Source organism: Actinoplanes sp. NPDC024001, assembly GCF_040638955.1.
GTDB lineage: Bacteria > Actinomycetota > Actinomycetes > Mycobacteriales > Micromonosporaceae > Actinoplanes.
This window is the reverse complement of record NZ_JBEZZB010000002.1, coordinates 205,847-225,527: the sequence shown is the minus strand read 5'-3', so window position 1 is coordinate 225,527 and position 19,681 is coordinate 205,847. Positions and strand designations below refer to the sequence as shown.

25 protein-coding genes and 1 pseudogene are annotated in these 19,681 nt (G+C 70.8%); 17 read left to right on the top strand and 9 right to left on the bottom strand.

Features of this window, described 5'->3' with window-relative positions; all coding sequences use genetic code 11:
- Together AB0F81_RS02170 and AB0F81_RS02165 are read right to left on the bottom strand one after the other, a co-directional pair.
- Positions 1 to 182: pseudogene (locus AB0F81_RS02170) on the bottom strand (ATPase); the annotation flags it as partial.
- 590 nt (positions 183 to 772) lie between these two features.
- Positions 773 to 1,429: a response regulator transcription factor gene (locus AB0F81_RS02165; protein ID WP_360189503.1), complete on the bottom strand. Its 657-nt coding sequence runs from the start codon at positions 1,427 to 1,429 to the stop codon at positions 773 to 775.
- 227 nt (positions 1,430 to 1,656) lie between these two features.
- On the opposite strand from AB0F81_RS02165, the gene AB0F81_RS02160 reads away from it, so the two are divergent.
- The 5 genes from AB0F81_RS02160 (at position 1,657) to AB0F81_RS02140 (ending at position 5,319) form a co-directional block, all read left to right on the top strand.
- Entirely contained in the window at positions 1,657 to 2,148 is a 492-nt protein-coding gene (locus tag AB0F81_RS02160; RefSeq protein ID WP_360189500.1) for a hypothetical protein, read from the top strand.
- Between the two features lie 19 nt (positions 2,149 to 2,167).
- On the top strand, positions 2,168 to 2,782 hold the full coding sequence (locus AB0F81_RS02155) for a 50S ribosomal protein L11 methyltransferase (protein ID WP_360189497.1): 615 nt from the start codon (positions 2,168 to 2,170) through the stop codon (positions 2,780 to 2,782).
- Positions 2,783 to 2,791: 9 nt separating this feature from the next.
- Positions 2,792 to 3,265: a MarR family transcriptional regulator gene (locus tag AB0F81_RS02150; RefSeq protein ID WP_360189494.1), complete on the top strand. Its 474-nt coding sequence runs from the start codon at positions 2,792 to 2,794 to the stop codon at positions 3,263 to 3,265.
- Positions 3,262 to 4,923, top strand: coding sequence for an MDR family MFS transporter (locus AB0F81_RS02145; RefSeq protein ID WP_360189491.1), 1,662 nt, complete (start codon positions 3,262 to 3,264; stop codon positions 4,921 to 4,923). Before AB0F81_RS02150 ends, AB0F81_RS02145 begins: the two co-directional genes overlap by 4 nt.
- 84 nt (positions 4,924 to 5,007) lie before the next feature.
- Positions 5,008 to 5,319, top strand: coding sequence for an antibiotic biosynthesis monooxygenase (locus AB0F81_RS02140; protein WP_360189488.1), 312 nt, complete (start codon positions 5,008 to 5,010; stop codon positions 5,317 to 5,319).
- 33 nt (positions 5,320 to 5,352) lie between these two features.
- Here AB0F81_RS02140 and AB0F81_RS02135 read toward each other — a convergent pair whose 3' ends face one another.
- Complete coding sequence (locus tag AB0F81_RS02135; protein WP_360189486.1) at positions 5,353 to 6,171, bottom strand: GAF and ANTAR domain-containing protein; 819 nt, start codon at positions 6,169 to 6,171, stop codon at positions 5,353 to 5,355.
- 49 nt (positions 6,172 to 6,220) lie between these two features.
- Positions 6,221 to 6,424 (bottom strand): hypothetical protein, encoded by a 204-nt coding sequence (locus tag AB0F81_RS02130; protein ID WP_360189483.1) that lies wholly within the window; start codon positions 6,422 to 6,424, stop codon positions 6,221 to 6,223.
- A 287-nt stretch (positions 6,425 to 6,711) separates the two neighbouring features.
- Between AB0F81_RS02130 and AB0F81_RS02125 the strand changes: the two genes are divergently transcribed.
- Positions 6,712 to 6,909, top strand: coding sequence for a hypothetical protein (locus tag AB0F81_RS02125; protein ID WP_360189480.1), 198 nt, complete (start codon positions 6,712 to 6,714; stop codon positions 6,907 to 6,909).
- A 7-nt stretch (positions 6,910 to 6,916) separates the two neighbouring features.
- Here the strand turns inward: AB0F81_RS02125 and AB0F81_RS02120 are convergent, their stop codons facing one another.
- Both AB0F81_RS02120 and AB0F81_RS02115 read right to left on the bottom strand, forming a co-directional pair.
- Positions 6,917 to 7,447, bottom strand: coding sequence for a DUF1360 domain-containing protein (locus tag AB0F81_RS02120; RefSeq protein WP_360189477.1), 531 nt, complete (start codon positions 7,445 to 7,447; stop codon positions 6,917 to 6,919).
- A gap of 2 nt (positions 7,448 to 7,449) precedes the next feature.
- Positions 7,450 to 7,701, bottom strand: a complete 252-nt coding sequence (locus AB0F81_RS02115; protein ID WP_360189474.1) for a DUF6158 family protein — start codon at positions 7,699 to 7,701, stop codon at positions 7,450 to 7,452.
- 85 nt (positions 7,702 to 7,786) lie between these two features.
- On the opposite strand from AB0F81_RS02115, the gene AB0F81_RS02110 reads away from it, so the two are divergent.
- The 3 genes from AB0F81_RS02110 (at position 7,787) to AB0F81_RS02100 (ending at position 9,879) form a co-directional block, all read left to right on the top strand.
- A complete protein-coding gene (locus AB0F81_RS02110) occupies positions 7,787 to 8,218 on the top strand; it encodes a hypothetical protein (protein WP_360189471.1) in 432 nt (143 codons plus the stop codon).
- 24 nt (positions 8,219 to 8,242) lie between these two features.
- Entirely contained in the window at positions 8,243 to 8,566 is a 324-nt protein-coding gene (locus tag AB0F81_RS02105; protein ID WP_360189468.1) for a DUF3817 domain-containing protein, read from the top strand.
- 350 nt (positions 8,567 to 8,916) lie between these two features.
- Positions 8,917 to 9,879: an NlpC/P60 family protein gene (locus AB0F81_RS02100; protein WP_360189465.1), complete on the top strand. Its 963-nt coding sequence runs from the start codon at positions 8,917 to 8,919 to the stop codon at positions 9,877 to 9,879.
- Between the two features lie 54 nt (positions 9,880 to 9,933).
- Here AB0F81_RS02100 and AB0F81_RS02095 read toward each other — a convergent pair whose 3' ends face one another.
- Positions 9,934 to 10,935 carry a sigma-70 family RNA polymerase sigma factor gene (locus AB0F81_RS02095; RefSeq protein WP_360189462.1) on the bottom strand — a complete coding sequence of 334 codons (1,002 nt, stop codon included), beginning with the start codon at positions 10,933 to 10,935 and terminating at the stop codon, positions 9,934 to 9,936.
- Between the two features lie 525 nt (positions 10,936 to 11,460).
- Here AB0F81_RS02095 and AB0F81_RS02090 point away from each other — a divergent pair.
- Positions 11,461 to 12,150 carry an SDR family NAD(P)-dependent oxidoreductase gene (locus AB0F81_RS02090; protein ID WP_360189459.1) on the top strand — a complete coding sequence of 230 codons (690 nt, stop codon included), beginning with the start codon at positions 11,461 to 11,463 and terminating at the stop codon, positions 12,148 to 12,150.
- Here the strand turns inward: AB0F81_RS02090 and AB0F81_RS02085 are convergent.
- Positions 12,135 to 12,824 carry an AAA family ATPase gene (locus AB0F81_RS02085; RefSeq protein ID WP_360189456.1) on the bottom strand — a complete coding sequence of 230 codons (690 nt, stop codon included), beginning with the start codon at positions 12,822 to 12,824 and terminating at the stop codon, positions 12,135 to 12,137. The two genes, AB0F81_RS02090 and AB0F81_RS02085, sit on opposite strands and share 16 nt — an antisense overlap.
- Positions 12,825 to 12,964: 140 nt before the next feature.
- Here AB0F81_RS02085 and AB0F81_RS02080 point away from each other — a divergent pair, with 140 nt between their 5' ends.
- The 7 genes from AB0F81_RS02080 to AB0F81_RS02050 all read left to right on the top strand — a co-directional run bounded on the left by AB0F81_RS02080 (position 12,965) and on the right by AB0F81_RS02050 (position 18,295).
- Complete coding sequence (locus tag AB0F81_RS02080) at positions 12,965 to 13,549, top strand: nucleotidyltransferase (RefSeq protein WP_360189453.1); 585 nt, start codon at positions 12,965 to 12,967, stop codon at positions 13,547 to 13,549.
- A gap of 1 nt (position 13,550) precedes the next feature.
- Complete coding sequence (locus tag AB0F81_RS02075) at positions 13,551 to 13,799, top strand: hypothetical protein (protein WP_360189450.1); 249 nt, start codon at positions 13,551 to 13,553, stop codon at positions 13,797 to 13,799.
- The gene (locus AB0F81_RS02070; RefSeq protein ID WP_360189447.1) at positions 13,796 to 14,539 is read left to right on the top strand and encodes a metallophosphoesterase; all 744 of its coding nucleotides are present in this window, start codon (positions 13,796 to 13,798) and stop codon (positions 14,537 to 14,539) included. Before AB0F81_RS02075 ends, AB0F81_RS02070 begins: the two co-directional genes overlap by 4 nt.
- 57 nt (positions 14,540 to 14,596) lie before the next feature.
- A complete protein-coding gene (locus AB0F81_RS02065) occupies positions 14,597 to 14,743 on the top strand; it encodes a GPGG-motif small membrane protein (RefSeq protein WP_360189444.1) in 147 nt (48 codons plus the stop codon).
- Positions 14,744 to 14,971: 228 nt separating this feature from the next.
- Positions 14,972 to 15,898 carry an MHYT domain-containing protein gene (locus AB0F81_RS02060; RefSeq protein WP_360189441.1) on the top strand — a complete coding sequence of 309 codons (927 nt, stop codon included), beginning with the start codon at positions 14,972 to 14,974 and terminating at the stop codon, positions 15,896 to 15,898.
- A 42-nt stretch (positions 15,899 to 15,940) separates the two neighbouring features.
- Positions 15,941 to 16,660 (top strand): HD domain-containing protein, encoded by a 720-nt coding sequence (locus tag AB0F81_RS02055; RefSeq protein WP_360189438.1) that lies wholly within the window; start codon positions 15,941 to 15,943, stop codon positions 16,658 to 16,660.
- A gap of 18 nt (positions 16,661 to 16,678) precedes the next feature.
- On the top strand, positions 16,679 to 18,295 hold the full coding sequence (locus tag AB0F81_RS02050) for an alpha-amylase family glycosyl hydrolase (RefSeq protein WP_360189435.1): 1,617 nt from the start codon (positions 16,679 to 16,681) through the stop codon (positions 18,293 to 18,295).
- Here the strand turns inward: AB0F81_RS02050 and AB0F81_RS02045 are convergent.
- Complete coding sequence (locus AB0F81_RS02045; protein WP_360189522.1) at positions 18,203 to 19,663, bottom strand: MFS transporter; 1,461 nt, start codon at positions 19,661 to 19,663, stop codon at positions 18,203 to 18,205. The genes AB0F81_RS02050 and AB0F81_RS02045 overlap by 93 nt on opposite strands.
- Between the last annotated feature and the right edge of the window lie 18 nt (positions 19,664 to 19,681).

The following is a 19,681-nucleotide window of genomic DNA, read 5'->3' as shown; positions in this document are numbered from 1 at the left end:
GGGGCAGCGGCGGGCGCCTCCGAGGGCGGGGCCGGGGCGGCGAAACCCGCGTCCGGCCGGGCCGGCGGGCTCGCCCAGCCGTCCACACCCGTCACCCGGGGCGCGGCCGGCTCGAACGGAACCGGAATCCACGGCTCCGGCTGCGCGACGGCCGGCGAGGCCGGCGCCGGCGATCCGGTCACATTCGCTTCGGTACGAACGATGGGCAGCTCGGACGACGGGGAGGCGGCGGGCGAGCGCCTCCGCAGACCGGCCAGGCCGCCGCCGGGCTCGGAGGAGCGCTGCGGCAGCGGGGCCGGCCGAACACCCCCGATGGGCCCGTCACTGAACCCGAAGGAGATCCGCCCCGGACCGCCCGGTGACGCCGGCCCGAACTCCGGAGCCGCCGGTTCCGGCCTCGACCTCAACGGCGAAGGCGACGCAGACGCAGACGCAGGAGAAGGCGGGGCAGAAGAGGGGGACGCAGGAGAAGGCGAGGCAGGGGAAGGCGCCGCAGGAGAAGGCGAGGCGTCGGCGGACGGCGCGGTGATCTCCCCGGTCCCGAACCAGTCCACCGCCGGCTCGTTCGCCGGATCCGGGTTCTGCGCCCCGGGCCTGCGCCGGGGCAGCGCGCTGGCGCCCGGCTCCTCGTCCGTGCCCCCGGCCACCACCGGTTCGGACGTTGTACCGACAGCGGTTCGGTCCACTGCTTCCTCCCTGCCCCAGCGCCTCGGGTCGACGCCCCCGCAGGGAGTACGGATGGAACCGCCTGTCGGATGAGTGATCGGAAGGTTTACCGCGGGTCAGGACGCACAAGCCCGCGCCGCGTGGCGATCGCCACCGCCTCGAGCTGACTGTGCGCGCCCAATTTGGCCAGAACCGCTTTCTGATATCCCCGGCAGGTGTGCACGCTGATGCCCAGCCGGCGGGCCACCGCCCGGGCGTCCAGACCGGCCGCCATCAGCTGCAGCACCTCGTCCTCACGGGCGGTGAGACCGCCGCCGCGCGGTGCGCTCACCGGTGTGGTGCTGCGCAGCAGCCGGGCCAGGATGTCGGTGGAGACGGTCATCCCGCCGCCGTGAGCGGTGCGCAGCGCGTTCAGCACGTCACCGAGCGCGCCGTTCTTCGACAGGAACCCCGCGGCGCCGGCCGCGGTGGCGCGGCGCACCAGCGCCTGCTCCTCGCTGGCAGTGAGGATCACCACACGGGTGTCCGGTTGGCGCACCCGGATCAGCTCGGCGATGGCGATCCCGTCGGCATCGGACAGTTCCGGATCGAGCAATATCACGTCCGGCACGAGCTCGGCGGAGAGCTTGAGTGCCTCCGCCCCGGTCCGCGCATGGCCCACGCACCGCAGGTCCGGCTGCCCGGCGAGGGCATGTCCGAGCAGCTCAGCGAAGGTCTGGTGGCCGTCGACGACGAGCACTCTGATCGCCTCGTCGCTGTCCATACGTCACCTTCCTCTGTCGCCCGGCGGGCTCCGCGCAGTCTAAGGATTACCCGAAGGGAACCCCGACCTACCAACAGGCGGCCGTTGTGGCGCTGAGCCCGGCCGCGTCGGTACGGCCGACAGCAGGATGCCGCCAAGCGGCCGCGATGACCAGTCTTTTCGGTCGACCTTTACCCCCTCGCATTGGGGCTTGTCGCAGACGGCCGCCGGCAGCAGAGTTTTTGATCATGTACGACATCCAGCTCTTCGGCCGTATCGAGGTGCGCACCCGGGGCATCCAGCTCTCCGGGAACGACTTCGGCGGCGAGCGCCCGCGCCACCTGCTCGCACTGCTCGCGTTGCGGGGTGAGCGGTCGGCTGTGGAGCTGGCCGACACGCTGGGTGTTGCGCCGGCCACGGTGAAGGACGACCTGCGCGTGCTGCGGGAGCGGCTGGAGCCGGGCGCCCGGGAGCGCGACTCGGTCGTCGTCACCCACCGGGGCCGCTATCACCTGGCGCCGGAGCGGGTCCGGGTCGACGTCGCCACCTTCGACGCGCTGGTCCGCGCCGCCGCGGGCCGGCCGGCCGAGCGCGCCGCGCGCCCGCTCAGCGCCGCCGCTTTCCTCGCCTCCCGCCCGCTGCTGGAGGAGGAGACCGCGCCGTGGGCGGCCGAGGCCCGCGCCGAGTACCGTGCCAAGCTCGTGATGGCACACCTGGAAGCCGCCGCGCAGCCGATCTGATTTCCCGGACAATTTCCGGGTGCTGCCGACGACGACTCTCCAACCGGTCCCCCTCGCCCCGGAGCTCCAGCTCCATCTCGTCGACCGCCCGGTCGGGTTGTTCGACCTGACCGGCGGCGAGTTCCGCAGTGATGTGCCGCTGCCGTTCTGGGCTTTCGTCTGGGCCGGCGGGCAGGCTCTCGCCCGCCACCTGCTGGATCATCCGGAGCTGGTGGCCGGCCGCCGGGTACGCGACGTCGCCACCGGCTCCGGGGTGGCTGCGATCGCCGCCGCCCGCTGCGGCGCGGCCGAGGTGGAGGCGTCGGACATCGATCCGGCCGCGGTCGACGCCGCGCACCGCAACGCGGCCGCCAACGGCGTGACCCTGCGCGACCGGGTGTCCGACCCCGAGGTGGTACTCGCCGGTGACGTCTTCTACAGCCCCACGGTCGCCCCGGCGATGACGTCCCTGCTGCTCGCGGCCCGCAAACGGGGTGCCACCGTGCTGGTTGGCGACCCTGGCCGGGGGTATTTCCCGGAGCGACTGTTCGAGCTGGTCACCGAATATGTCGTGCCGGTGCCGGCCGTGCTGGAGGAGGCCGAGGCGCTGACCACCGGGGTCTGGAAAATGCGTTCACCACGCAACAAGTTGTAGGGTGCAACCATGCGGGAGCAGGACACCACCAGGCTGGCCGACGAGATCGTCCGGTTCATCAGGATGGGCACCCGTTTCCGGGGCATGCTGAAGACGGGCGAGCTGGGCGCCGAGTTCTCCGCGCTGATGCTGCTCCTCCCGCTGCGTTCGTCGGGCCCGATGCGGGTCACCGACCTCGCGGAGCTCAAGCAGGCCGACCCGTCGACGATCAGCCGGCAGGTCGCGCAGCTGGTGAAGGCCGGCCTGGCCCGGCGTGAGGCCGACCCGGAGGATGGCCGGGCCTCGCGCATCGCGGTCACCGAGACCGGCGAGGCCGCCTGCGAGCGGCTCCGCGCCGCCCGGGTGGCGCTGCTCGGCGAGGCGCTCAGCGACTGGCCGGCCGACCGGATCTCCGCCTTCGCCGGCCTGTTCGAGGAGTTCAACAGCTCGATCGAGGCGCTGCTGCGCACCGATCCCATCGCTTCCCCACGGGAGATTCCGTGAGCCATCCCGCCGCCGCACCGGCCGCGCCGCCGGTGGAGTTCACCCACCGCCAGATCCTGACGATCCTGGGCGGCCTGATGATGGGCATGTTCCTGGCCGCCCTCGATCAGACGATCATGGCGACCGCGACCCGTACGATCGCCGACGACCTGCACGGCTTCGACCTGCAGGCGTGGGCCACCACGGCGTTCCTGATCACCTCGACGATCTCCACGCCGCTCTACGGCAAGCTGTCCGACATCTACGGCCGGCGCCCGTTCTTCCTCTTCGCCATCGGTGTGTTCATCGTCGGCTCGTTCCTCTGCGGCCTGTCCGACACCATGTGGCAGCTCGCCGCGTTCCGGGCCGTCCAGGGCATCGGCGCCGGCGGCCTGATGTCGCTCGCGCTGGCGATCATCGGCGACATCGTCCCGCCCCGCGAGCGCGCCAAGTACCAGGGTTTCTTCCTCGCAGTCTTCGGCACCGCCAGCGTTCTCGGCCCGATCCTGGGCGGCTTCTTCGCCGGCGCCGACACGATCCTCTGGGTGGACGGCTGGCGCTGGGTGTTCTACCTCAACGTGCCGATCGGCATCGCCGCCATGGCCGTGGTCGCCAAGGTGCTGCACCTGCCGCACCACCGGGTCGATCACCGGATCGACTGGCCCGGCGCGCTCACCCTGATCCTCGCCCTGGTGCCGCTGCTCACCGTCGCCGAGCAGGGCCGGGACTGGGGCTGGGACTCCGGCCGGGCGATCGCCTGTTACGTCATCGGCGTGGTCGGCCTGATCGGGTTCATCCTCGCCGAGCGGGCGTACAAGGAGGAGGCGCTGCTGCCGCTGCGGCTGTTCGGCAACCGCACGGTCGCGGTCGGCTCGGCCTCCAGCACGATTCTCGGCATGGCGATGTTCGGCGGCCTGATGACCGTCCCGCTCTACCTGCAGATCGTGAAGGGTTCCTCGGCCACCATGGCCGGCCTGCAGATGATCCCGTTCGTGGTCGGCATCATGGCCGGCTCGATCGTCTCCGGCCAGCTGATCTCCCGCACCGGCCGCTACCGGATCTTCCCGATCGTCGGCAGCGTGCTGATGGTGCTCGCGCTGTTCCTGTTCTCGCTGGTCGGGGCGGACACCCCGCTGTGGCGCACGATGCTGGTCATGGTGCTGATGGGCCTCGGCCTGGGCAGCAACATGCAGCCGATGATCACCGCCGTGCAGAACGCGGTCTCCCCGCGCGAGATCGGCACCGCCACCGGCGCGGTGACGTTCTTCCGGTCGATGGGCGGCACGCTCGGCACCGCGGTCTTCCTGTCGGTGCTGTTCAACGTGCTGCCCGGCAACATCCGCGACGCCTTCACCAGCGCGCAGCAGACCCCCGAGTTCCAGGCCGCGCTGCAGGCCGATCCCGCCCAGCAGGAGCTGCTCAAGCACGCCACCAGCAGCGACGCGCTCAACGACACGTCGTTCCTGAACCAGCTGGCCGACGTGATCGCGCACCCGTTCAAGGTCGGGTTCTCCGACAGCGTGCACGTGGTCTACCTGATGGCCTTCGCCGTGATGCTGATCGGCCTGGTCGTGGTCCTCTTCCTGCCCGAGCTGCCGCTGGCGCAGCGCTCCGCGCAACAGGCGCGCGCCGAGGACGCCTTGCGCTCCCAGGACGGCGCCGGCCCGCAGGCCGGCTGAAACCCCCGTGGGGTACGGGTGAAGCACGCGCCCGTACCCCACGTCCGGGCGTGGGCTCTCAGCCGCGCGCAGTAGCGTGACCGCATGGCTGTTGTGAAGATCAACGCGATCGAGGTCCCCGAGGGCGCCGGCCCCGAGCTGGAGAAGCGTTTCGCCGCCCGGCACGGCGCCGTGGAGAACTCCCCCGGCTTCCTGGGCTTCGAGCTGCTGCGCCCCGTCGCCGGCGAGAACCGCTATTTCGTCTACACCCGCTGGGAGTCCGAGGAAGCCTTCCAGGCCTGGTCGAACGGCAGCGCCAAGGAGGCCCACGCCGGCGAGCGCAGCCGCCCGGTGGCCACCGGCGCCTCCCTGCTCGAGTTCGAGGTGGTCCAGCAGGTCCACAAACCCACCGCGTGAATTCACCCACCGTGGGCGACGCCCACGGTGGGTTCAGGCGTTGCGGGCGGCGGCGGCCACCAGGCGCTCGGCGACGGTGCGGCGGTCGAGGCCCAGACGCTGGGCGCTCTCCTGCAGGACGGCGTAGGCCTCCTGCACGCCGCACCCCCGCTGGGCGATGATCACGCCGACGGCCCGGTCCACCTCGGCGCCCTCGGTCAGGGCCTCGCGGCGGTGCAGCTCGCCGAGCAGCACCTCCGCCTGCCCGGCCACCGCCATCGCGGTGAGCAGCAGGTTCGGGTCCACGTCACCGGACCGGTCCAGATAGAGGCTGAGCGCGCCCACCGAGGAGCGCCGCACGTCCAGCGGGACCGCCACGACCGCACGGTGCCCGTCGGCCCGCGCCGCCGCGGCGAGGACCGGCCAGCGCTCGTCGCCCGCCAGGTCGCCGGAGGTCACCAGGGAACGGGTCCGCGCCGCCTCGAGCCCGGGACCGGTGCTCTCGGCGTACTGAACCTGGTCGAAGGTCTCCCCCGCCCGGCCGGCGGCGGCGCTGATCAGCGGCCCGCCCTCGCCGATGAGCGCGACCGAACAGCGGGCGACGCCCGGCAGCGCGCTCGCGCCGAAGGCGGCGAGCCGGTCCAGGGCCTGGGTGAGCCGGTCCGCGCCGAGCAGCTGAACGGTCAGCTCGTGCAGCAGCCCGGCCAGCTCGACCGGATGCGGCGCCGCGGTGGCGGGCGCCGGCCGTTTGACGCGACCGGGCCGGGTGGCCCGGCGGACGGCATCGGGCGTGATCGTGCTGTCGACGGGGGTGCGCCGGGTCAACCGGACGCCACGCTGGGCGGCCGGGACGCGACGTTGCGGGACGGACACGCGAGGGATATTGCCACGTCGATCATGAACTGTGGGCAGTGAGGTGCCCCTATCGAGCGGTTCTGTCCGGATAAACCGTCTCGTCCGAGCGACGTCGCTCGAGGAACGAGTCCGGAGCGGCGCCGGGATCGTCCTCCCGCTCGTCGGAGTCAGCGAGGATCGCCTCCGCCTGAGCCTTCGGGTCGGCGCTGCCTCCCGCCGTCTCCTCCGGCAGCAGGTCGGCGGCGCGCCGCTCGGTCCGATCGTCGGTCATGCGCGATCAATACCCGGGGAGCGAGCCAGGAAACAGCGCGCCGCTCCCCGGGCGAACCGGGGAGCGGCGCGGATGTAGATGCCGGTGTGCAGGTCGCCTCGCGGCGAGTGGCTCGACACGGCTCCAGCCGAACGGTATTCCGTGAAGGCTAAGGGTGAGGCCCGGGGACACTGGGCACACCGGCATCTGTTCACAACTGTCGGCAGGTTCGCAGGATTCCTGCAGTCTTTGTGACCTGGATTACAGGCCCGGTGTTTGCCCGCGGGCGGTCCGGGTAGAACCGCGCCGTGACCGATGACATCCGTGAGCTGGACCAGTTCCTGGACGACGCGTACGACGCCCAGGAACGACTGACCAGCGGTGACCTGCAACGGCGAGCGATCGCCGCGGACCTGCCGCCGGCCCTGCTGACCCGCGTCGACGCCCTGCCCGAGGGCGAGTACGCCCAGGACGAGGCCGCCGAGGCCCTGCGCACGCTCGGCTAGCCCTGGCTCATTCCTTGGCGATGCCCTCGGCTTTCTCCTTGGCGATCGAGTAGGCCATCTGGAGGAAGTCGGAGACGGCCGTCGCGGTGAGCGCGGTCGCCGCCAGCCGGGTCAGCCGGGGCGCCAGCACCAGGCCGCCGGTGAGCCCGGTGGCCACCCAGACGGCGAGGCAGAACGGGCAGGTGACCAGTTCGCCGATGCCGTGGCGAACGCTGCTGCCCTCGTCACGGACCTCCTCGTTGAGCTCGGCCGCGCCGGCCGGCTCCGCGTAGCGAGTGAACGGGGCACGCAGCGGGCTGGTCACGGCGTCCTTGGCGACCAACCGGCTGAGCTTGTGCGTGGCGATCGACAACAGCGCCACGTCGGCGATCGCCGGACGTTCCGGCAGTGGGCGCCCGCTCAACCGGGTGGCCACGGCGAGGGTGCCGGTGAGTGCGCCGAAGGCGCCCATCGCGGCGAGGTAGCCGTCGAGCGGGCGGTGCTCGTGCGGCGCGTATTGGCGGGCCACCCGGGACACCTTGGCACGCAGGAAGCCCATCCTCAGAAGTCCTGGGTGAGCCGGTGCGGGTCGACCTCACGGCCCGGGTACCGCGCCATGTATTCGGTCTCCAGCTCCGCGGTCCGCTTGAAGTGGTTCTCCAGTGCCGCGTCGGGCCCGTGCCGCAGGGTCTGCAGCCTGGTCCGGTAAAGGCTGCCGAGCTCGCGGAAGAGGTCCTCGTCGGCCAGACCCGCCGGGTCGATGCCGGTGTCGAAGACCACCGCCGCGCCGTCCTCGAAGCGCGCGTCCGTCATCGTGCACCTCCTTGTTTCGCTGTCGCTGACCACGACGGTTGCCCGTGCGGACCGATGCCAAACCCGCGCCGGTACGCTCGTGGGCATGAGAGGGCTGTGGACCCCGGCATGGATAGCCCGGCATTTCATCGCGCTGGTGCTGACCGCGGGGTGCCTCGGCCTGGGCTGGTGGCAGTTCAGCCGCGCCGCCGACGGCAACGCGGTCAGCTGGGGTTACATGTTCCAGTGGCCGGTCTTCGGCGGCTTCGTGGTCTTCATCTGGTTCCGGGAGGTCCAGGTGGCCCGGCGCCGGGCCCGCGGCGAGTCCACGACCACGGTGGCCGAGGAGGCGCCGGCCGCGCCCCGTCCCGCCGGCGCCCCGGTCACGCTGGGCCGCCCGGTGCGGGTGACGGCGCCGGCCGCGGCGGCGCAGGACAACCCCGATCCGGCCCTCGACGCCTACAACGACTATCTGTCCTGGCTGGCCGCCCACCCCGGGGCCCGGCCGGCCGACTACCCCGGCCGCATCCCCCAGTAACAGACGAGCAAGGAGACACCCGCCGTGCAGGGAGCCCTCACCCGCTACCGGATCATCGCCTGGATCGTCGGCGTGGTCCTCATCCTTCTCGTGGTGATCGGCATGCCACTGAAGTACCTCGCCGACAACGCCACAGTGGTCGAGCTGGTCGGCCCGTTCCACGGCTTCCTCTACATGGTGTACCTGGTGCTCACCTTCGATCTGGCGCGGCGGGCCAAGTGGCCGTTCAGCCGGATGCTGCTGGTGATGCTGGCCGGCACCATTCCGTTCTTCTCTTTCTGGGCGGAGCGCCGCGTCACGCACCACTGGCTGCCGAACTCCGCATACGAACCGGCACTGAGCGAATAGTCCGATATACCGGAGCGAAATAACGCTCAGCGGTGGCGGAATGACAGCCCGTTATCGGGATTATTCCCGCAACACCGACTATTGGTAGAAATCACTCGGCGAGGTCTTGATTTCTTTTCTTCCGTCGATAGGTTAATGCGGTTGGTCCGGTCCGCAGCCACAAACCCTCGGGTGGCGCCGGCCAACGCCGCCGAATCATCCGCGCCGGCCGCCGCCCTTCCCCGGGACGGCGGCCGACGTGACGGGAACCGGGATTCCAGCGGGAGGGCCTTCTTCCCGCCCGCAGCACCGCTGGGCCCAGGCGTCAGCATCCCCGGTGGGCGGCCAAGCGGAAGAAAGGCCCCTGACCAGTGCCACACCCCCGTACCCGGCTCCGGGCGCTCGTGGTCGCGCTGACGGCGTTTGCGATCACCATGTCGGGAGCGACGGCCGTGCACGCGGCCCCGTCCAAGACCGAGCTGAAGAAGAAGATCGACGCTGCTTCGGAGAAGCTCGAGGACGTCACCGAGTCGTACAACAAGATGCGGCTCGACCTGAAGGCGACCAAGGCGGACGCGACCAAGCTGGAAGCCTCGCTGAAGCCGACCCAGGCCGCCCTCAAGGCCGCCACCGCAAAGGTGAAGACCATCGCCGCCACCTCGTACATGCAGGGCAAGGTGGGCCCGATGAACGTCCTGGCGAGCGGCGACGAGAACGACCTGCTGCAGCGGATGGCCTTCCTGGACCAGATCGCCCAGGCGAACCAGCAGGACATCGACGCCTTCACCGAGACCACCGAGACGTACGCCGAGCGCAAGGCGGCCCTCAAGGTCACCCAGGACAAGCAGACCGCTCAGGTCCAGGAGCTGGCTGACCGCAAGAAGAAGATCGAGGCCGACCTCGAGGACCTGTACGACATGCGCGAGCAGCTCAACGGCAGTCCCACCGAGGACACCGGGGGCTACACCGGCAAGATCCCGGACGTGCCCGGCTCGGCGGGTAAGGCCGTCACCTTCGCCTTCAACCAGATCGGCAAGCCGTACGGCTTCGGCGACGACGGCCCGGGCTCGTACGACTGCTCGGGTCTGACCTCGGCCGCCTGGCGCGCCGCGGGCAAGTCACTGCCGCACAACGCCGCCGCGCAGTACAGCGCCACGGCCCGGATCAGCCGGTCCGACCTGCAACCGGGCGACCTGGTGTTCTACCGGTCCAACCAGCACGTCGGCATCTACGTCGGTGGCGGCAAGATCATCGACGCGCCGTCGGCCGGCCGGGACGTGCTGCACCGCACGATCGACATCATGACCCCCAACGGCTACGGCCGGGTCAAGTAACGAGCACAGCAAAAGGCCGGTGCCCCGATCGGGGCACCGGCCTTTTGTTGTCTGTCAGGCGGCCTGCAGGCCCTCGGCCCGGGCCAGCTCGCGGAGCCGGCCGAGCGCCTGGATCTCCAGCTGCCGGATCCGCTCCCGGCTGAGCGAGAAGCGCGAGGCCACCTCGGTCAGCGAGTGCTCGCGGCCGTCCTCGAGCCCGTAGCGGGCGCGCATGATGCCGGCCGACCGGTCGTCCAGGTGGTTCAGCAGACCCTCGATGCGCTGGCGCTCCAGGGCGTTGAGCACGATCTCCTCGGGCGACGGGGCGTCGCTGTCGGCGACCAGGTCACCGAGGTTGGTGTCGCCGTCGTCACCGACCGGCGTGTCCAGCGACACGGTGTCCTGCGCCCAGCGGGTGAGCTCGTTGACCCGCTCCACGGTGACACCCAGCGCCTTGGCGATCTGCTCCGGCTCCGGGTCGCCGCCCAGCTCACGGACGAGCTGGCGGGTGACGTTACGCATCCGGTTGACGTCCTCGACCAGGTGCACGGGCAGTCGCACCGTGCGCTCCTGCTGGGCGATGGCCCGGCTGATCGCCTGGCGCACCCACCACGTGGCGTACGTCGAGAACTTGTAGCCGCGCTCGTAGTCGAACTTCTCGACCGCGCGGACCAGACCGGTGTTGCCTTCCTGAATGAGGTCCAGCATCGGCATCCCGGACCGCACGTAACGCCGTGCGATCGAGACGACCAGACGAAGGTTGGCCCTGATGAACAGGTCCTTCGCGCGCTGGCCCTCGGTGACGAGCCGCTCCAGTTCCTCCCGGCTGACGCCGCGGCGAACCTCGCCCTGATCGAGCAGGTGCTCGGCGTAGAGGCCCGCCTCGATTGCCTTGGAGAGTTCGACCTCCCGCGCGGCGTCCAACAGCGGCGTGCGAGAGATCTCGTGCAGGTAGACTCCGACGAGGTCGCGCTCTTCGGCGACCTGGTCGGTACGCATCACGGTGTTCTTCTCCACGTTGCCCACGGTCCCCTCATTGCCGTCACTAACCCTGTTACGGGCATTACCTGCGTCCATCAGCCCTCTCCCGTAACGTCCGCAGCTCGTGCATTGCGGTTGCTGACATCTACACAACAAATTGCTGGCTGCACTGATTCCAGCTGGTGGGTCGAAAGTGTCACGAATGCCTGGGTCTTACCTGAGAGCCCAGTGCGCGGTCCCTGAGTGCGGTCTCTCGGCGCCCGTCCCGTAGACAGGCGGTACCCTCGGCGCGTCTCATAACACCATCGGCCTCTCATCGTCACAGCGACGGGCATCACCTGGGCTCCGCGACGCTCGTCACCCCCGTGTACGGGTTTCACGCCTGCGGGGTTCATGTGCAGCATCGGCCGCCCGATGACGGGCCTGAAACAAACGCCACCGCGAAATCCCGCACTCTGCGGGTGAGAGCGGGACCACCGGTCACAATGCGCCACGCCGAGCCTCAGTTCACTCGCCCACACGGGTGACGTCCCGGGAGGCTCGAACATTCCCAGGTGACACACGGTTCCCACCGGCAAGTGAGGAAAAGCACATCCCCGTGGGTGTGACAAGCTGCTCCGCATGACGGATTCGCGTACGGCTCTGGTGACCGGTGGCACGGGTGGTCTGGGTGGGGCGACGATCGCCGCGTTCCTCGCCGCCGGGTGGCGTGTGGTGGCCCCGGCACGGCCCGGGACGACCGGGCGGCTGCCGGCCGGCGCGATCCCGGTGGAGGCCGACCTGACCGTCGAGGCGGACGTGCAAGCCGTGGTCGCGGCGGCGGCGAGCGTCCCGGAGGCGCCGCTGCGAGCGGTCGTCAACCTGGTCGGCGGGTACGCGGGCGGCGGCCTGATCGCCGACACCCCGGTCGCGGAGTTCGAGGCGATGCTCACCACCAACCTGCGCCCGACCTACCTGACCACGGCCGCCGCGCTGCCGCACCTGGTGGCCGCCGGTGGCGGCTCGGTGGTCTGCGTCTCGTCGCGGGCCGCGCTCTCCCCGTTCCCCGGCGCGGCCGGGTACGTGACCGCCAAGGCGGCGGTGATCGCGTTCGCCGAGGCGGTCGCGGTGGAGTACCGCAAGCAGAACGTCCGCTCCAACATCGTGCTGCCCAGCGTGATCGACACCCCGGGCAACCGCGCCGCGCAGCCGGACGCCGACCGGAGCCGCTGGGTCAGCCCCGAGCAGATCGCCCCGGTCGTGCTCTTCCTGGCCTCGGACGCGTCGGCGCCGACCAGCGGCGCCCAGATCCCGGTTTACGGGCAGGCCTGAGCGGGTCGCGGCTCGGCTCGCGGGGCCGGGACGGCCGCGGGCCCGGCCAGCCCGGCCAGGGCCGCCCGGATCGCGGCGCTCACCTGGTCCGGCGTGCCGTTGGCGTCGACCACCACGAACGTCGGGTACTCCGGCAGCGACTCGTAGGCCTTCACGGCGGCCCGCAGGTAGTCCATCGACTCGTGGTCGTAGCCGCGGCGCTCGATCCGCTCGTGGGCGACCTCAGGGTCGACGGCGAGCAGGATCGTCACGTCCGGTCTCGGGAAGAGCCGGTAGGCCAGCCGGGCCCGGCGCTCGGCGGCCGGGCGGGCGCCGCGGGCCCGCAGGCTGGCATATTGGCAGACCGCGTACCGGTCCATCACCGCGATGTCACGCCACAGCGCGCGGCGCAGCAGGGTGCGCGCGATCGCCAGCCAGCGCAGCACCGACTCGATGCAGAGCATGGCGCGCCGGCCCACCAGCTGCTCGGCGTCCTCCCTGCCGAAGAGCCCGGCGACCCGGCCGACCCAGTGCCGGCCACCGGCGTTGCGACGGTAGACGGCGGGCAGCCCGGCAGCCGCCAGTTCGGCGGCCAGCCGGTGCGCCTGAGTCGTCTTGCCGGAGCCGTCGGCGCCGACCAGGGCAATGGTCCGTAGGCGGCGGCCGGCCGGAGGGGACTTCGCGAGGAGAGCCATACCAACCGACGGTAGCCCGGGGCTGCACATTCCGTTCCGCGCCGCGACCGAACCTTCCCGTACCAGAATGGGGCGAGGGGTTCAAGGTGTGGCGACTCCGGGTAGTCGTTCACGGACCGGACACGGGACAGGAGGTCGCCATGCCACACCGGGTGGACGAAGGTTTGGCCGTCACATTGAAGCGCGTGGCGTCGACGCTGAAGGCAGCCGACATACCGTTCGCGCTGGGCGGGAGCTTCGCGGTGTACGCGCGTGGCGGCTACTCCAGCGATCACGACGTGGACTTCCTCATTCGCGAACAGGACAAGGACCGGGCGCTGCAGGAACTCGCCGCGGTGGGGTTCTCCACCGAGCAGCCCCCCGAGGACTGGCTGGTGAAGGTCTTCGAAGAGGGCCGGATGGTGGACCTGATCTACCGCCCGGTGGAGTCGCCGGTGACCAACGAGACGCTGCACGACACCGACCAGATCTCGGTCGAGGCGATCTACATGCCGGTGCTCTCCGCCAGTCAACTGATGATTCACAAGCTGCTCAGCTACAGCCAGCACTACTGCGACTTCGCCACCGGGCTGCCGGTCGCCCGCTCACTGCGTGAGCAGATCGACTGGGAGCGGGTGCGCCGGGAGACCCGCAAGTCCCCGTACGCGGAGGCGTTCCTGGTGCTGCTGGACCGGCTGGACGTCGTCCCGTTCCCGGGCGAGCGGGAATTGAAGGTAGGGGGATGAGATGACCCACCAGATCGACCTGGAGGCCGAGATCCAACGGCTGCTCACCGAGCACGACCGGATCGCCGAGCAGGGCATCACGGTGCACCTCCGGGAGAACCTCGTGGTGCTCGGCGGGGAGGTGGAGAGCGCCCAGCGGCGCGACGAGATCTGCCGCCAGATCACCAGCCGGTACCCCGAGATCGAGATCACCTGTGACATCGGCATCACCCGGGCGCAGGCGCCCAGCGAGGTGGAGGAGATTTCATGATCCGGATCGCTGCCGTGGGCGACGTCCACGTGGACAAGGACGTGGTGGGCCGGTACCGGCCGGCCCTGGAACAACTGCCCGACCGGGCCGACGCGCTGCTCGTCGCCGGCGACCTGACTCGGCACGGCACGGTCGAGGAGGCCACCTGCTTCGCCAAGGAGTTCGGCGGGCTGGCGGTGCCGGTGGTGGTGGTGCTCGGCAACCACGACCACCAGAGCGACCTGGAGCAGGACGTCGCACGGGTGCTCACCGACGCCGGGATCACCGTGCTGGAGTGCTCGGCGACCGTACTGGAGATCAACGGCCACCGGCTCGGCATCGCCGGCGCCAAGGGGTTCGGCGGCGGCTTCGCCGGCGCCTGCGCGAGCAACTTCGGCGAGCGCGAGATGAAGAACTTCGTCGGTACGACCGAGGACATCTCCGCCCGTCTCGGCGAGGCTCTGCGCTCGGTGGAGTGCGACGCGCTGGTCGCGCTGACCCACTACTCCCCGGTGCCGGAGACGCTGGTCGGCGAGCCGCTGGAGATCTACCCGTTCCTGGGCTGTTACCAGCTCGGGCAGGCGATCGACTCGGCGCCGACCGCGCTGGCGCTGCACGGGCACGCGCACCACGGCTCGGAACGCGGGCGGACCCCGGGCGGGGTGCCGGTCCGCAACGTCGCGCACCCGGTCATCAAGCAGGCGTACAACGTGTATCAGCTGCTCTCCGAGTCGGTCGACACCGAACTGGCGCACGCCTGACCCGGACGGGTGGGATCACAGGTTTTCGATTTCGCGGGCTCGGGTAACTCCGATCGCATGGAACTTCTGCTTCTGATTCTCGCCGCAGTCCTGGTCATCGCCGGTATCCTCGCGCTGTTCCGGCGGCAGATCCTGTGGGGCGTCGTGCTGATCATCGTCGGCCTTCTGGTCGGCCCGGGTGGCGTCAGCATCTTCAACGTTTGACGTCGCGTGAAGAACGGTTTCCTGTCCCCCTGACCCTCCGACCCACGACCCGGAACCGGGGTCGCCGCCGCGGCGTCCGCATCGGACGCAGCGACGGTGGCCCCGGTTCCTTTTTCGCCGGTGGCGCCGAAACCCGAAGGGGGCAGCGCCGCACACGACGTGCGATGCACAACCGCTGATTTCTGACTCAATCCCCGCGAACTCTTCCCGACTTTCGCGAGGTCATCAGTGGCTCACGTGCATCACTTCACCTACGGGGTCTACAACCCGATAGCCGCCTATCTACTGGCGTTCCTCGGGTCGTTCCTCGGGCTGCTCTGCGCCGGACGAGCGCGCGACGCGCACAGCCGCAGCCGGCGCAACCGGTGGCTGGTGATCGCCGCCTTCGCGATCGGCGGCGGCGGCATCTGGCTCATGCACTTCTCGGCGATGCTCGGTTTCGACGTGCCGGACAGCCCGGTGCGCTACGACCTCGCGCGCACCCTGCTCAGCCTCGTCTTCGCGGTGCTGACCGTCGGCTTGGGCCTGATGATCGTCGGGCACGGCGCCCGCAGCACCGCCAAGACCCTCGCGGCCGGGACGCTGACCGGCACCGGGGTGATCGCCATGCACTTCACCGGCATGGAGGGCATGCGCCTGCCGGCCACCATCCACTACAACCCGGCGCTGGTCGCCGCCTCGGCGGTGATCGCGATCGCGGCGAGCACGGTGGCGCTGTGGTTCGCCATGTCGGTGCGCGGCTGGCTGCGGATCAGCGCCGCCGCGGCGGTGATGGCCCTGGCCGTCTGCGGCATGCACTACACCGGGATGGCGGCCATGTCGATCGAGCTGGACCCGAACGCCCCGGCGCCGGGCGGGATCCGCCCGCTGACCATGCTGGTGCCGATCACGCTGATCACCGCGGCCACCATCATCGGGGTGGCGCTCAGCGCCCTGCAGGCGATGACCGAGGAGGAGTTCACCGACGGCGCCGGCAACCCGAAACGCGGCGTGCACGCCGACACTGTGCAGCCGTGGTCGCTCAAGCAGGCGTCGATCGGCTCGGTACGCCTGACCCCCGCCGCCCGCGCCGTGATGACCAACCGCCCGCGGCCCTCGCCCCGCCCGTCGCCGGCACCCGCTCCGGCGGCGCCACCCGCGACATCCGGTAGCTGATCGAAACCCACGACGGGGCGGGATCCGGTATATCTGATCGGCATGGCACCACGGTTGCTGCTCTCGATGCCCCTGCACGCGATCACGGAGGTGTACGGCGAGGAAGGACTACGCGAACGGTTCGCCCTGGAGCTGGAGTCCTTCCCCGCCGAGGAGCGCAAGCAACTCGTCGAGGCGCTTGATCTGGCCTCGGCACTGCACGCCGACGACCGGCGGGTGCGCGAGCCCTATCTCAACCACCTGCTGCGGGTGGCGATTCGCATCATCCGCTACTACGGCGTGCGTGACCCCGACGTGCTGACCGCGGCGCTGCTGCACGACGCCGTCGAGGACCACCCGGCCGAGCTGGGCGGCGGCGCGCCGGACGAGAGCTACACGCAGCTCACCGAGGCGGCCCTGGTCGAGCTGGCCCGCCGGTTCAACCCCCGGGTCGCCGAGCTGGTCCGCTCGGTCACCAACCCGGACTACGACCCGGAACGGGACCGGCACGAGCAGTACCGCGAACACGTCGCGGAGAGCCTGGAACGGGACCCGTGGGCCCGCGTGATCAAGATCTCGGACTTCACCGACAACGGGGTCGGGGTCATCCACACCTCGATCGACAAGGCGTACCGGTCCGCGACGAAGTATCGCCCGCTCGTGCCCAAACTGCGGGAACTGGTGGGCCGCCCGGACACCCCGCTCTCCACCCAGGCCAAGGAGCACATCCTGGACCAGCTCGACCTCGCCGAGGAGCGTTTCGCGGCCATCCTCGACGACTAGCGCCATACGCTGGGGGTCATGCCCTCCACCGACGCATGGTGGCGCGACGCCGTCATCTACCAGATCTATCCACGCTCGTTCGCCGACGCTGACGGCGACGGCATGGGCGACCTGCCCGGCATCACCGCCCGCCTGCCCCAGCTCCGCGACCTCGGCGTCGACGCCGTGTGGCTGTCGCCGTTCTATCCCAGCCCGCAGCACGACGCCGGCTACGACGTGGCCGACTACCGCGGCGTCGACCCGCGGTTCGGCTCGCTCGGCGACGCCGACAAGCTGATCGCCACCGCCCACGACCTCGGCCTGAAGATCATCGTGGATCTGGTGCCGAACCACACGTCCAGCGAGCACGCCTGGTTCCAGGCCGCGCTGCGCGCGGCGCCCGGCAGCCCGGAGCGGGAGCGCTACATCTTCCGCGACGGCAAGGACGACGAGCCGCCGAACTCGTGGCAGAGCGTCTTCGGCGGCTCCGCCTGGGAGCGCCTGCCCGACGGCCAGTGGTACCTGCACCTCTTCGACGTCTCGCAGCCCGACCTCAACTGGGACCATCCCGAGGTCCGCGCCGAGTTCCTCGACATCCTGCGGTTCTGGCTGGACCGCGGCGTCGACGGGTTCCGGGTCGACGTGGCCCACGGCCTGATCAAGGACGCCGAACTGACCGACTGGAGCGCGCCCTCGGTGATCCTGGGCGGCCTGGAATCGGTCGGCCCGCCGCCACCGATGTGGGACCAGGAGGGCGTGCACGAGATCTACCGGCAGTGGCGTGCCGTCCTCGACGAGTACGAGGGCGGCCGCATCCTGGTGGCCGAGGCCTGGGTGCAGCCGGAGGAGCGGCTCGCCCGGTATGTGCGGCCCGACGAGATGCACCAGGCGTTCAACTTCCCGTACCTGGAGGCGCCCTGGAAGCCGGCCGAGCTGCGGGAGGTGATCGACTCCTCGCTGGCCGCGAACGCCACGGTCGGCGCGACCACCACCTGGGTGCTGTCGAACCACGACGTGGTGCGGCACGCGTCCCGGCTGGGCTTCCCGGTCGGCGAGGGCCGCAAGCCCGGCATCGGCGCCGAGGACCCGCAGCCGGACACCGCCCTCGGCCTGCGCCGGGCCCGGGCGGCGACGCTTCTCATGCTGGGGCTGCCCGGGTCGGCGTACCTCTACCAGGGCGAGGAGCTCGGGCTGCCGGAGCACACCACGCTGCCGGACGAGTTCCGCGAGGACCCGGCGTGGGAGCGGTCCGGGCACACCGAGCGGGGCCGCGACGGCTGCCGGGTGCCGATCCCGTGGGAGGCCGACGCGCCGTCGTACGGTTTCGGCCCGTCCGACGCCAGCTGGCTGCCGCAGCCGGCGATCTGGGCGGAGTACGCGCTGGACCGGCAGGTGGGCGTGCCCGGCTCGACCTACGAGCTGTACCGCTCGGCGCTGCGCACCCGGCGCGAGCACGCGCTCGGCGCCGGAACCCTGAGCTGGCAGGAGAGCGAGCCGCAGGTGCTGGCCTTCCGCAACGACGGCATCGTGGTGCTCGCCAACTTCGGGGCCGAGGCGGTGGAGCTACCGGCCGGCGCCCGGGTCCTGCTGAGCAGTGAGCCGCTGGACGCCGACGGGCGTGTCCCCACCGACGTCACCGTCTGGGCGATGCTCTGAGGCCACGGCCAGCAGGGCGGTGTGCGTGTCGGCCATGTCCTTCGCCACCGTCCTGCTGGCCAGCCAGTACATGATCCCGGTCGGCACGAAGAACAGCACGAAACCGGCGAGCCCGACCGCGTAGTTCAGCGGCGGCGGATAGGCGCCGGACAGGCCCCGGAAGGCCACCCCGACCAGCGCGTTGCCGCCGGCCCGGCCGACCCCGTTGACCAGGTTGCCGAGGCTGTAGACGGTGCCGCGGTGCTGCGGCGGGTTCACGTCGGCGATCATCGCGAACCAGTTCGGCGAGTTCGCCGAGGTCAGCATCAGCGCGAAGACCGCGGTGGCCAGGCAGGCCGCGACGGTCGGCTCGGTCACCACGTTCGCCAGCACGCCGCGGATCACCGCGCCGGTGCCGGCGCCGTCGGGCACGGTGATCTTCATCGGCACGAAGAACAGCACCACATAGAACGGTACGGCTGCCAGCACGCCGACCGCCGCGACCAGCGCCCGCCCCCGCGGGGTACGGCGCTGCAACCGGTCCCCCGCGAGGCCGCCGAGGATCGACAGGGCCGCCCCGAGCTGGAAGATCGTCGCGAAGACGCTGCCGATCAGCACCGCCGTGCCGGCCGAGTAGCCCTGGTCCTCGGCTCGGGCCCGGAACAGGATCGGCAGCCAGACCAGCGAGCCGAAGGCGATCTGCGCGGTGCCGCCCTGCAGGATCAGCCAGACGTTGGTGCGCCGCTTGAGGATCACCGGGATGTCCTGGTGGCGGATCCGCTCGTCGTACTCGACCCCGGCCAGTTCGGGCTGGCTGTCGCCGCGCGGCACGTTGTAGGTGAACAGGTAGGCCAGCGTGGCGAGCACCCCGGCTGCCGCGGTGATCAGGAACGGCCGCCGCCAGTCGGCGTGGCCGAGGAGGCCGCCGACCAGGGTGCCGGCGAGCGTGCCGACGCCCTGCGACAGGCCCCAGAAGCTCATCACCAGGCCGCGCCGCCTCGGCGAGATCAGGTCGCTGACCACGGCGAAGCTGACCGACGCCACCCCGCCGAGGCCGAAGGCCGCCAGCACCTGCGCGGCGAGGAACGACGGATAGCTGCTGGCGAGACCGGACCACGCGGTGCCGATCACCCAGATCACGGTGCCGGCCACCAGCACCGGCTTGCGGTCGGTGCGGTCGCCGACGTACGCGAAGCCGATCGCCGCCACGGCGCTGATCAGGAACATGGCGGTGGTGGCGAGGGCGATGTGTCCCTCGCCGACCCCGAGGTCATCGGCGATGCTGCCGTAGAGCGGCGGCACGATGCCGATCGCCACGTTGTCGAGGGCGGCCAGGATCACGAACACCACCACGCTGTAGACGCGGTGCGCGGTCCCGCCGTTGCCCATCACGCGGTAGAGGCTAGA

Bases quoted from the DNA above. Each gene is read 5' to 3' on its own strand.
- AB0F81_RS02050 (WP_360189435.1), top strand. From the start codon at position 16,679: ATGCCCTCCACCGACGCATGGTGGCGCGACGCCGTCATCTACCAGATC.
- AB0F81_RS02085 (WP_360189456.1), bottom strand. From the start codon at position 12,824: ATGGCTCTCCTCGCGAAGTCCCCTCCGGCCGGCCGCCGCCTACGGACC.
- AB0F81_RS02115 (WP_360189474.1), bottom strand. From the start codon at position 7,701: ATGACGGACGCGCGCTTCGAGGACGGCGCGGCGGTGGTCTTCGACACC.
- AB0F81_RS02070 (WP_360189447.1), top strand. From the start codon at position 13,796: ATGATCCGGATCGCTGCCGTGGGCGACGTCCACGTGGACAAGGACGTG.
- AB0F81_RS02140 (WP_360189488.1), top strand. From the start codon at position 5,008: ATGGCTGTTGTGAAGATCAACGCGATCGAGGTCCCCGAGGGCGCCGGC.
- AB0F81_RS02130 (WP_360189483.1), bottom strand. From the start codon at position 6,424: ATGACCGACGATCGGACCGAGCGGCGCGCCGCCGACCTGCTGCCGGAG.
- AB0F81_RS02165 (WP_360189503.1), bottom strand. From the start codon at position 1,429: ATGGACAGCGACGAGGCGATCAGAGTGCTCGTCGTCGACGGCCACCAG.
- AB0F81_RS02150 (WP_360189494.1), top strand. From the start codon at position 2,792: ATGCGGGAGCAGGACACCACCAGGCTGGCCGACGAGATCGTCCGGTTC.
- AB0F81_RS02075 (WP_360189450.1), top strand. From the start codon at position 13,551: ATGACCCACCAGATCGACCTGGAGGCCGAGATCCAACGGCTGCTCACC.
- AB0F81_RS02095 (WP_360189462.1), bottom strand. From the start codon at position 10,935: ATGGACGCAGGTAATGCCCGTAACAGGGTTAGTGACGGCAATGAGGGG.
- AB0F81_RS02120 (WP_360189477.1), bottom strand. From the start codon at position 7,447: ATGGGCTTCCTGCGTGCCAAGGTGTCCCGGGTGGCCCGCCAATACGCG.
- AB0F81_RS02090 (WP_360189459.1), top strand. From the start codon at position 11,461: ATGACGGATTCGCGTACGGCTCTGGTGACCGGTGGCACGGGTGGTCTG.
- AB0F81_RS02160 (WP_360189500.1), top strand. From the start codon at position 1,657: ATGTACGACATCCAGCTCTTCGGCCGTATCGAGGTGCGCACCCGGGGC.
- AB0F81_RS02110 (WP_360189471.1), top strand. From the start codon at position 7,787: ATGAGAGGGCTGTGGACCCCGGCATGGATAGCCCGGCATTTCATCGCG.
- AB0F81_RS02080 (WP_360189453.1), top strand. From the start codon at position 12,965: ATGCCACACCGGGTGGACGAAGGTTTGGCCGTCACATTGAAGCGCGTG.
- AB0F81_RS02045 (WP_360189522.1), bottom strand. From the start codon at position 19,663: ATGGGCAACGGCGGGACCGCGCACCGCGTCTACAGCGTGGTGGTGTTC.
- AB0F81_RS02055 (WP_360189438.1), top strand. From the start codon at position 15,941: ATGGCACCACGGTTGCTGCTCTCGATGCCCCTGCACGCGATCACGGAG.
- AB0F81_RS02065 (WP_360189444.1), top strand. From the start codon at position 14,597: ATGGAACTTCTGCTTCTGATTCTCGCCGCAGTCCTGGTCATCGCCGGT.